Below are 11,421 nucleotides of genomic sequence, written 5' to 3' on the forward strand. Positions count from 1 at the left end.
TCATTTGCTCACAAGGTGCTGATATCTTCAATCTTTCAGCTTAAGCCTTGTGAGTTTTCTTACAATAGCCCCTCACTTTTAAAACATCCTCTAAATAAACAGGGGAGCCTCTTATGGGTAGGTTTTTCAGATTAGACCAATTTTTTGGATTTTAGAACCAAAAAGATTGTCTGAAACCTTAAAACTACGTTCAATGCCTTCTAGTGGTCTGTCCCACTAGTTCTAAAGGGTTGTAGAGACGCTAAATTTTGCGTCTCTACAGAAGCGGCAGGTAGAAAAGTTTCAAGAGAAGGCCATTTGGATGCAGGTGTTTCAATAGTTTATGCCACTGACGGCTTTGGCGTTGACAGGCGGGGCTGGGTTTGCTTGTGGTCTAGTTGTGATGTTGTGGAATATTGAAGATTTACGTTCGAGATGAAATTCTTAAAATCTTCATTAGACAGGACTTTGAGAAAATTAGGTGTTAATGTTAAAACGATCTAACCTGTTGAGTTAAATCGTTTTATGTAATAATAATTATTTTGCAACTAAATTAAAATCTATAAAAGGTAGATGTACTGTTGTTCTCCAAAGATTTTCTATAATTACGCCGTGCAATAATTTAGTCACATCATCTGGCTTTGAACCTTTGTAAGTAAAACGAACTCTATAATTTCCAAGATTGAGATTTTGAAAAGACCAGTAGCCGCCAATACTATCTCTTCCTTGCATTACAATTTGATTAGAATGCAAATACCAGCGAAGCTCGGCATCTATAAAACAAGTTAAGCTTTCTTTTGGCATAGCTAACAGAAAATGAGATTCATCTGTGCCGATGGTTACATTTCTATGATAAACTCGCCGTATTAATTGCCCATTCATACTTTGAATTTCTGGCTTTAAGCCATGAAAATTGAAGCGATAAGTGATTGATGATAAGTTAGTAACACGCAATCCGAATTGTACAAAATTTATAGCTTCAGGTTGTTTCTTGGGGATGATTAAACGTGGTTGTGGCACTAGGGTTTCAAAACGGATGCTATCGACTTCAACTGAATTATTATTAGTTGCAACAGGTTCAATTAAACGCAAATTTATGTATTGAGTATTTAATCGAACTGTCTCTATCCCTACTGCTGACTTTATATTGGTGCGATATATGAACCGTAGTTGATAAGTTCCTAATTGGATATCATTTACAGTCCAATAATTACCAGTTTCAGTAGGTAAATCAGGAATTTGAAATTGTAACTTTTTATTTTTCCAAGATAGTTTTGCATATAATAATGTAAAAATAGAGTCTCCTGGCTGAACTAAATAATCATCATATTTATTAATTTTTCTCCTGTTTTTCGGTTCTTGCATTTGTAAAACTTGACCATTTGACCCGACAATCTGGGGAATTAAACTGCCAGAGCGGTTGTAGCGAAAGTGAGTTAGCATTTTGTTGCTAATAGTAATATCAAGCTTGACAGGGGTATTAGCATTAAGCTCTCTTTTTGGAATGGGTAAAACTAGAAATTCTGTACGCCAGATTTGTAGACTTATACCCTGAGATTCAATGCTATTACTGTCATTTGATTCAAAAGATGTCATGTGAGATACCCTCTCAATTTTCAGATTCTTATTTACAGTCCGTTATGATAGTACATAGCTTAATACTATTGTCCTGAAAAAAACTGAGCATTGGTTGCAGAACACAGATATTTGAAAAAGTTTTTAGCCCTTAAAATCATCTCACTAAGGCAATAACATCAATGTTCTATCAAATGTATATAGAGCCATCACTATCACTTTATATAAAAGTTTTATATGAAGATTTTTTTGTATAAATATTATAAATTTTTGAGATTATATGTGTATGGATTAATTAGTTATTTTTTCTATGAGGTAAAAATCATAAAATTAATGCTAGAGCCTGTAATAATGAAAGTATTAGGCTAAATTTATACTCTTTTTAAGTAAGCTGATAACCCTACATTTACTGAATTATTAAAATAAGTGTTTATTGAATTACAAAAGTAGTTTAATAAAGTTAAGTTCAAGAAAAAGCTAATAAAATGTTGGCCTCATTAGACACATTCGCCACGTTTAAAAGCATATACATTTGAAGTCGTAGTAATGTGGTCTAGCTTTAACAATCGCCATTTGATGTATATTATTTGATTAAAACTTCTCTAAAACTTATGTTCAAACTAAGGTGTAAATATTTAGACCATAATTGAGGACAGCGTTTTCCGCAGTATAAAGATATGTATATAAAAATCAATTATCAGTCTATTTGATTCAAAATATTTTTTAACTACTTTTATCAGTAAATACTTCTAAGTGTATAGGAATTGGGTTTGTTCCCTATAGCCCATAAGGAGAAGATATTGTCCCAATTCCTGGTACAAAACGCTGTACCTGACTTGGAGGAGAATGTTGGAGCTACCGAAATTACCTTGACTGAACATGAGTTGAATCGACTGGAAGCGGTTGCACCTAAAAATCTGGCAGCAGGTGAGCGCTACCCCCGCATTTCTCACAAGCTTGAGGGGCAGAGGGGGAAAGAACTTGTACAAGAACTCTCTCCTGCTCCCCTGCACAAGCGCAGGATTTGAGAGATGTAGTGAGAAATCCGGGTACCCTAATATGAATACTGCTAACCGTTGATCTATTAACGAAGTGTTAGCAGGGATAGGCAGCGTAACCAGATTTGTACCGATTGTTTCAAGTACTGCAATCGCAGATGAAAAGCCTTGATAACTTTTCTCAAAAACCCAACACCTGCATTGATTTTTCAAGTACTTCTTTGGGACGAAATGGTTTAGTTAAATATAAGTCTGCACCAACCTCAATTCCTTTTTGTTTATCATATTCTTGTCCCTTGGCTGTCAAAATTATGATATAGATGTCAGTCATTTGCAGGTCGTTTTTTACAATATGGCAGACTTGCAGACCATTCATTTTGGGCATCATTACATCCAGAAAAACCAGGTTTGGTTTTTCAGTTTTGATAGTTTCGAGAGCTTCTTCTCCATTTCTAGCAGTTAGAAGTTCAACACCCTCATCTTCTAATACTTCTAAGGCTTGTTCCATCAAAATCAAGATATTAGGTTCATCGTCAACAATTAGAATTTTCTGGGTCATAGGGATTGGGTATTGGGGATTGGGAATTGGGCATTGGGCATTGGAAATTAAGGATTAAGGATTAGAACAATTCCTTCCCAGTCCCCAGTCTCCAATCCCCACTCTCTAGCAATTACTGTTCAGACAGCATAATAAAAAATACATTTTGCAACTCCTTCTCAAAGCGTAGGGTTTTCACTAAATCGGCTTCTTGAGAGAAGATAGAATCAATGATAATCATGTCAGGTTTGGCTGACAGGGCTTTATAAATGCATTCTTGCGGATCGGAAGCTTCAATTACGTTGTATCCCTGAGTTTGCAGTACATCTGATAAAGTTTTTAAGGCTGATGCATTTTTATCTACAACCAATACCTTTTTACTAGAAGTGCCTTGGTAAAGCAATGAGCCAATTTCGTTGAGGAGTTTTTCTGTGTCAATGGGCTTGGTGAGATAGCGATCAATGCCAATATGATAGCCCCGTTCTTTGTTTTCAATAATTGACAGAATAATAATCGGAATATCTGCGGTTTGAGGATCGTTTTTGAGAACAGCTGCCACATCGAAGCCGTTGATTTGGGGCATCATCACGTCCAAGAGGATCAGATCGGGACGGGCTGTTTTGATTTGATGAATTGCATCCATGCCGTCCTTTCCTTCACGAACATTGTAGCCTTCGTTTTCCAGTTGTTGGCGGAGCAATTCCCGAATGTTAGCGTCATCATCTACAACCAAAATGGTTTTACGGTTTTGGTTGGGCACAGCATTTTTGGTGATGACGTGTTCTTTAAGTTGTTTGACTAGCGTATCCAAATTCAGATTAGCAGTATTTTTTTGATCGCTGGCGTAGGTGGGAATGATAAACGAGAATATGCTGCCTTTACCTGGTTCACTCTCAACCCAGATTCTACCGCCGTGATGATCGACGATTTGTTTACAGATGGGCAGTCCTAATCCTGTGCCTTTGGGTTTGTCAGTGAGAGTGTCGCCAACTTGGCGGAATTTCTCGAATACTTTTGGCTGGTCTTCAGGCGCAATTCCAATGCCTGTGTCAATGACGCTGAAGCAAACACCGTCGTTTTCTTGTTTGACGCGGCAGGTGACACAACCAGATTCGGTAAACTTAACGGCATTGGAAATCAGGTTAATTAAAACTTGCAGCAAACGATTGCGATCGCCTACTATCTGAGGCAGCCCAGGTTCAATCTCGCTGACCAACTGCAAGCCATTGGTTTCAAATAAACCGGCGGTAGAATTGTTTGCCCAATCTAGTAATTCGCTGGGATCAATCGGCTGCATCTGCCATTCCACCTTACCTGCTTCCATCTTGGCGATGTCCAGGACATCGTTAATCAAAGACGTGAGCCGTTCTGCTTCCGAGACAATAATGTTGAGATTGTCAGCCACCCGCTTAATCGTTTTCTGAAGTTTACGGTCTTCGGTACAAATCATTGGGAACACATCGGTTTCCAGCTTTTCTTGAATGATCGACGCAAAACCGAGGACAGAAGTCAGTGGCGTCCGCAGCTCATGGGAAACTGTTGAGATGAAATCGGTCTTCATCTGGTCAATTTCCTTTTCTGCCGTCACATCTCGAATCAGCAGTGCCGAACCGAAGCAGGCAGAGGGTTCTGGGTTTGCTGTCTTTTTGAAAATGGCGGTTGCCACTGCTTGACCAATGCGTTCTTTAGTCAGTGCAACTTCGGCAGAGAAAACCTCTTGAGGATGGGACTGAGTTCGTGCAACCAGGTCTGCTAAACCAGATATCGGCAATTCTCGGTAGTGACCATTGAGGGCGGTAGCTGTCAATCCATACATGGCTAAAAAAGCCGGATTGAAGTGGGTGATTTGTCCGGCGGTGTCTACCACTAATAAACCATCAGCTAAGTTATCTAAAATGGCATTTAATCCCTGTGCTTCTGCTAGGGTATTTTGCATGGCAGCTGTTCGCTCTTCAACTCTAGCTTCCAGTTCTTGATTGAGTTGCCGCAGAGCGATTTCTGCTTGTTTGCGGCCAGTGATGTCAGTATTAATTTCCAGCACCGCGCAGGGCTGACCAGAGATGTCCCGTTGCAACGTCCATCGGCTTTGCACGGTAATCAGTTTGGCCTCATGAGTCTGGTGTTGGACTTCTCCTTCCCAATTGCCTTGCTGTAATAAGTCTGCTATAATCTCTTGTTTTGGTTTTGGAAAAGTTTTTTTAATAAATGCGTGAATGTATTGACCTTTTACTTCCTCACGCGTCCAACCGTAGAGAGTTTCGGCACCTTGATTCCAGTACAAGATTTTCTCGGTCATGTCGCGGACGATGATGGCATCGCTGGAATGATTTAACATATCCAATAAACGTTGATTTTCAGCTTCTGCCTGCTTGCGATCGTGAATATCAGTACAGGTGCCAATCCATTCCCGAATACTGCCGTTTTCTTCCAGGACGGGGGCACCACAGACAGAGAAGTACCGGTATGTACCATCCTTGCCGCGCAGCCGATATTCGGTTTGGTAGATCCCCCGGTTTGCCACAGCAGCATTCCAAACTTCTGTGGATCTAGCACGGTCATCGGGGTGAATTGGGTCAATCCAGCCCCAACCCTCAACTTCAGCTTTGCTCTGCCCCGTATAGGCCATCCAAGTAAGCATTTCACTGCTTATTCCCAGTCCTTCTGGGGTAGCTCCCCAGACGATCTGTGAAGTAGCAGTTACTAAGGAGCGATATCGTTCTTTAAGACGCTGATTTTCGGCTTCTGCCAGCTTGCGATCGTGAATATCGGTGCAGGTACCAATCCACTCCTGAACGCTACCATCATCTTCGATGACAGGGGCACCCCAGACCCAAAAGTAGCGATAGTTGCCATCCTTGCCACGAATTCGATATTCAATTTGATACATGCTCAGGTTTGCTACGGCAACACCCCAGGCTTCTCCGGTATAGCCACGATCATCGGGATGTACAGCATCAATCCAGCCCCCATTTTCCGCTTCAGCTAAACTTTGACCTGTGTAGGCGATCCAGTCTGTCAATTCAAAGCAAATTCCTTCTGGTGTGCTGACCCAGATAATTTGCGTGTTAGTTTTGACTAGAGAGCGGTATCGTGCTTCGCTCTTTTTCAAAATTTTTTCGGAGTGTTGACGTTCCTGCTGGACATGCTTGAGGTCGCTAATATCTTCCACACTTGACCAGATCAGGCGCTCTCCATCCTTGTCAATCATTAGTCCGGAGACCCTGACCGGAATTAAATGCCCGTCTTTGTGGATGAACTCCTTCTCATCGGGTCCGTAACGACCAGTCCGTTCTAGGTTCTCTAGCAGGGCTTGCTTGGCGGCATAATTTTCTGGAGTAATTTGCCAATAGCTGAGATTTAGGGTTTCTGAAACAGTACGCCCTAAAATGGCAGCATAGGCGGGGTTGATGTTAATTAGCGTCCCATCTGTTCGGTATAGTACTAGCCCAAGAGGACATTGTTCAAATAGCTGACTGTTGTATTCATCAAATTGCTTAAACATGGTTAAGGTTTCTTTAGTGGCGTATTTGGGTAGGGTTAAAACAACAGAACCAAGACAACAAAGTGGCGTAAAGCTTTAAGGAAATTGGGTGGCGTTGAAACATCTGGTAAATTTGATCGGGTGATGCACTTTCCACATCTGGACTGTGCTGTGAAAGTCGCTCAATCATTTGAGTATGGCGGATCAGCAGATCCGTTGGTTTAAGCATTGGAACTGTTGATGAAATGAAGCCGTCGGCATCGGGAGTGGGAGATGATTCGGTTGTGGGAATTGGCGAGGCAGAGGTGCAATTCTGTTCTTCACTAGCGTCTGTAAATGCACAATTTAACGGAATCTGAATCCAGAATTCTGTCCCTTCATCTGGTTGAGAACGACACTTGAGCATTCCCCCATGTCTGTCCACAACAATTTGGTAGCTGATTGCCATGCCTAGCCCGGTTCCTTTACCAACATCTTTCGTGGTGAAGAAGGGATCGTAAATGCGGCGAATTACCTCTTCCTTCATGCCTGGGCCGTTGTCAGCAATGCGAATCACAACCCATTGTTGGTCAAGGGCTTTGGTACGAATAGTGATTTGGGGATAAGGGGTAATGGGGTTTGGGGATTGGGGACTACTTTTAACTTCTGAATTTTCCATACTTTCTTCCAAAGCATCAATGGCATTTGCCAGGATGTTCATAAACACCTGATTCAACTGTCCGGGATAGCATTTAATCAGGGGAAGTTTTGCATAGTCTTTAACGATTTCAATTGCCGGACGATGAACATCTGCTTTCAAGCGATGATGAAGAATCATTAGCGTTCCGTCGATGCCATCATGGATGTTGACGGCTTTCATTTCAGCTTCGTCATGGCGGGAGAAGTTTTTCAGGGATTGAACAATTTCGACGATGCGACCTGTGCCCAGTTTCATCGAATCTAGCAGTTTGGGGAAATCCTGCATGATAAATTCCAGGTCTATATTGTCTAACTCTGATTCCAGTTCTGGAGGAGCAACAGGTAGAAATTTCTGATACTTTTCCAACAGGTGTAACAAGTCTTTAGCGTATTCGGCAACATACTTTAAATTGCCGCAAATAAAGTTAACTGGGTTGTTGATTTCGTGAGCAACTCCGGCAATAAGTTGCCCGAGACTGGACATTTTTTCGCTTTGGATTAACCGAGTTTGTGCTAATTGCAGCTCATGGAGAGCTTGCTGAAGCTTCTGTGTCTGGGCTTTTGCCTGGACGGCTGCTTGAGTGCTTTGCTCGTAAAGCACAGCTTTGTCAATGGCGATCGCAGTTTGAGAGGCAAAGATACTCACAAGTTTCAAGTGTTCAGCTTTGTATGAGTCAGTTTTGGTCGTTCCAATAGCGATCGCTCCCAGTACCCGCTCCTTGGCTCGCAACGGCACACAAATCATGGCATTGACGTTTTTTTGTCCCTCTAATCGCGGATCGGCTTGCACATCATTGACCAGTTCTGCTCGGTTGGATTGTACAATGTTGCCGATAATTCCCTTACCTGGTTCCGGCTGACTGCGATCAAAAAACACTCCAAATTCGGCAATGATTTCAAATGCAGTTGCATCTGGACTCAAAAGCAGAATCATCCCCGCAGATGATTCAATTAATTGACTCAATTCTTGAAGCACAAGTTGGGCAATCTGTCGTGTATCTAAACTTGTTGTCAGTTGAGTCGAGATATCGTCAAACAAATCAATTTCCTGATATCGCTCCAGCAATTCTTTGGCGAGTATTTTCTTCTCAGCTTCCTGCTTTGCCAGAAATGAGAGCAAATTTGCAAGTATAGTTGCTTGTTCTTCTCCAACAACCCAACCGATGATTTCTCCTGAAACCTCGATTGGATAACGGTTTTCTACAGTTTGCTCCCCAATGCTAATCAGTTTCGTGCCGTCTACCAGTTCAACATTAATCGCGATGTTGAACTGGTATACTAAGTTATGAATAAGAAATGGCAACTCTTTTTTGTTGAGTATCTTTCTGAGGCTAACTGCGGACATGAAACACCTCATCTAGAGCAGGTTGCAAATTTCTCACAATCAGTGTTGGTTCGTTGGAGTAGTGTCTCAAAGATAAACCTACACTGTATTGCAACCTCTTACCACCTTCACCGTAGCTAACCGTACTCCTTTGCATAAGCAAGCTAGGTCTAGCATCTCTTGAAAAGAGAGGAATTGTCATAAAAATCTAGGGATATAATAATTTACTAATTAAGACTAGTTTTCCCAAAAACATTAGCGATATAACAGCAAAGTCGAACGGTAGCAAATACATTGAAACTCTTTACCAGAGGCATTTTTCCGTCCTTGTAACTCGCTTACTGTTTGATAAGTTCTAGAGTAACTATAAATAAAAACAAATTAATTAGATAAAAGTATAGATTAAAATCTATGGTAAATTCATATCTCTTGTTGCTAGTCCTTATAAATTGGGAATCAGCTTTTTTGAATATGTAAGTTAGCGTATTTTTGAGAGTAGAATAATCCCCTTTAGTGTACAAAAGAAGCTGCGATCGCAGCTTCTTTTGATAATTTTAAAAAGTATTTAGGTAACGGTAGTTTTAGTTAGATCCGAGAGTCGCGAAAACGAAGTCTGACTAATCGCAGCCAGCGTAACCACATTTGTGCAGGTTGTTCAAAGAAGGTGAAAATATCGCCGAAACCTAAATTAGTTTTATGATGATGTAACCAGTGTCTCTCAGGAGTAGTAATAAATAGAATTTGACATAAGATATTTACAGGCTTTGGAGTTTGCCAACCCAGTACACTTATATGTCTCCACCATACATGAAACTGACCAAGCAGTAATCCAGAGATAACGCCAATGGGAGAGAAAGACCACAAAACTACTGCTATAACTATATAAGGTAAAGCTCCCAAGATACCATCTAAAAAAACCTGAGAATTAAGAGTCAAAATAGCATAGTGGCGGAAGTCCTTTTTCCAGGAGTGGTGCGTTTTTAAATGAAGGCTACCAAAAACGTGCTCGGGTACATGGTAAAAGAATGTAGATAGAAAATCGCCAAAAAACAGTAATAACCAAGCAACAGCGATAGCCTCAAGCATTTGTACTCCTCAAGAATAGTTAAGAAAACACCACAGAAAATATGCAAATGTCATGCTGTGAGCGTAGACACCTAGTACCGCAAGGCGGAAGTCAAAAATCAAAAATCAAAAGTCAAAAAGGTATGCAGCATAAGCGTTTTATTGATTGGAATGGGTGGTTTATTTACGCGCCCGTTGTACTAATTTTTTGCTATTCAAGCAGCATGTGTGCGTTTCATGTGTCTACGCTCCTGGTAATTTGGCTCAGAGTATATGTAATTGGGTCAGTTGCAGTTTCTATGAATCTCCGATCCTTAATGCAGTAAACAGCAACTCGTAAGAACCTCCAATTTGACTTTTAGCTCTGGATTAATGATATTAATACATCTATAACCCGATAAAAATACAGTATTTATTCATAGTTACTACACAATCTTCTTACTAAGGCATACAGCGTAAGCAAAGGTTGAGTTAAACTTAGTACAAATTTAGGTTAAGGCTTTCTTCAATGTTGTTAATTCTAAATTTAGTGCAATCAAGCTTAAATTATGAATTTAATCAGAACGATATAAATAGGTATTCTGCCAATATTTATTGAGCTATCTAGGTGATTAAAGTAGATTTATTTTAATTGAAAAGCTGTAAAATTCTGAGCGTCTAGAATTAACTAGATGCCATAGATATTTTCTGTCAATCGAGTAATAATATAGCTCTCAAACTGCACTTTTAATGATGAAAAAATATTAAAAAGACAGAGATACTTTTAAAATTTATCTTTTTTGCCCAGCACGTTTTAATTCGTTTCTTCTACAACAAGAGCGAATGGTGTAGACACTGGTGACTTTGTGCATCACCCTATCTCCTGCGGTCGCTGCTGCGCGTAGCAAAAGAGTAGGCATGAGACTTCTGCTTAAGCTAAAAGAAGTGAAAAGTTAAGCCTAGTCTAGCGATGTTTACGACGAGCTACACTAACGCACATTCCCTTGTAATCACTGAAATCCTTTTGTCATATACATTTACCATTTTCGGATAAGTCTATTTATAGACAAGTTAGTAAATCAGTAAAGCACACCTGCAATATTTATTTACAACGTGTCCTATTGAAAGGGTATCTCAGGATATCCAAAATTTAGATTACTTTCCGAGTTGGAAGGTAAAATCAGGATTTGAAGTTATGATTACACGATTTATCTGTTTTAGCATGAACAAAAAATGGGCGGTCAAACGAATCACTATAAACCTGGCATCAAATGAAGCCAAAAACCTTGAAAAATATTGTGAACAGACAGGCAGACCAGCAACAGATGTAATTAGAGAACTCATTCGAGCCTTACCACTGACGAAATAAAAGTAGATTTACGAACCATTTCACTTGGTTCATTTTCAAGCTATGAGCATTAGAATTTGGTTTAATTGGAGGTGTTAAATTAAGAGGTAGTAATTTTTTGTGATGATTGAGAGAGACCTAAAAATTTAGTTTACGGCGTGCTGTGCTTATTTACGCGGGTGCAACGCGCCGAAAATAAGATGACACGATCGCTATTATTGAGTTGCACAATCAGGAGTGAGAGAATATTTTTTTGGTTCAGTGACTATCCTTATTCTGTCGTCATCTTCGTCAGATAATACAGCGGTTTTCGTATGAATAGACCACAGTGAGCAAACCAACCCCAAGCATCATCAACGGAGGGCGTTGCATAAGTGCGGGATGAATCAGGTTAACACGGGTATTTTCCCGTACTTCAAGTAATGAAGTAATAATCGAATTGAATACTTCAGCATA

General features: G+C 40.2%; 8 protein-coding genes. 2 read left to right on the forward strand and 6 right to left on the reverse strand.

The genetic code is table 11. The annotated features are described in order from the left end of the window. Positions 1-516 precede the first annotated feature (516 nt). Positions 517-1,575 carry a hypothetical protein gene (locus V7K89_RS16195; RefSeq protein WP_335188783.1) on the reverse strand — a complete coding sequence of 353 codons (1,059 nt, stop codon included), beginning with the start codon at positions 1,573-1,575 and terminating at the stop codon, positions 517-519. 779 nt (positions 1,576-2,354) lie between these two features. On the opposite strand from V7K89_RS16195, the gene V7K89_RS16200 reads away from it, so the two are divergent. Continuing rightward, positions 2,355-2,582: a hypothetical protein gene (locus V7K89_RS16200; protein ID WP_335188785.1), complete on the forward strand. Its 228-nt coding sequence runs from the start codon at positions 2,355-2,357 to the stop codon at positions 2,580-2,582. A gap of 151 nt (positions 2,583-2,733) precedes the next feature. On the opposite strand, the gene V7K89_RS16205 is transcribed toward V7K89_RS16200, so the two are convergent. From V7K89_RS16205 to V7K89_RS16225, 5 genes are all read right to left on the reverse strand, one after another. Next, the gene (locus V7K89_RS16205) at positions 2,734-3,111 is read right to left on the reverse strand and encodes a response regulator transcription factor (RefSeq protein WP_335188787.1); all 378 of its coding nucleotides are present in this window, start codon (positions 3,109-3,111) and stop codon (positions 2,734-2,736) included. Between the two features lie 112 nt (positions 3,112-3,223). Beyond that, positions 3,224-6,592 (reverse strand): PAS domain S-box protein, encoded by a 3,369-nt coding sequence (locus V7K89_RS16210; protein ID WP_335188789.1) that lies wholly within the window; start codon positions 6,590-6,592, stop codon positions 3,224-3,226. A 13-nt stretch (positions 6,593-6,605) separates the two neighbouring features. Further along, entirely contained in the window at positions 6,606-8,594 is a 1,989-nt protein-coding gene (locus tag V7K89_RS16215) for a GAF domain-containing sensor histidine kinase (protein ID WP_335188792.1), read from the reverse strand. Continuing rightward, a complete protein-coding gene (locus V7K89_RS16220) occupies positions 8,581-8,730 on the reverse strand; it encodes a hypothetical protein (RefSeq protein WP_335188794.1) in 150 nt (49 codons plus the stop codon). The genes V7K89_RS16215 and V7K89_RS16220 overlap by 14 nt, the downstream gene beginning before the upstream one ends. 428 nt (positions 8,731-9,158) lie before the next feature. Further along, on the reverse strand, positions 9,159-9,659 hold the full coding sequence (locus tag V7K89_RS16225) for a fatty acid hydroxylase (protein ID WP_335188796.1): 501 nt from the start codon (positions 9,657-9,659) through the stop codon (positions 9,159-9,161). Positions 9,660-10,839: 1,180 nt separating this feature from the next. Between V7K89_RS16225 and V7K89_RS16230 the strand changes: the two genes are divergently transcribed. Further along, positions 10,840-10,986, forward strand: coding sequence for a ribbon-helix-helix protein, CopG family (locus tag V7K89_RS16230; protein WP_094348756.1), 147 nt, complete (start codon positions 10,840-10,842; stop codon positions 10,984-10,986). Positions 10,987-11,421 lie beyond the last annotated feature (435 nt).

The sequence above is a fragment of the Nostoc sp. genome (assembly GCF_036917515.1).
GTDB lineage: Bacteria > Cyanobacteriota > Cyanobacteriia > Cyanobacteriales > Nostocaceae > Nostoc.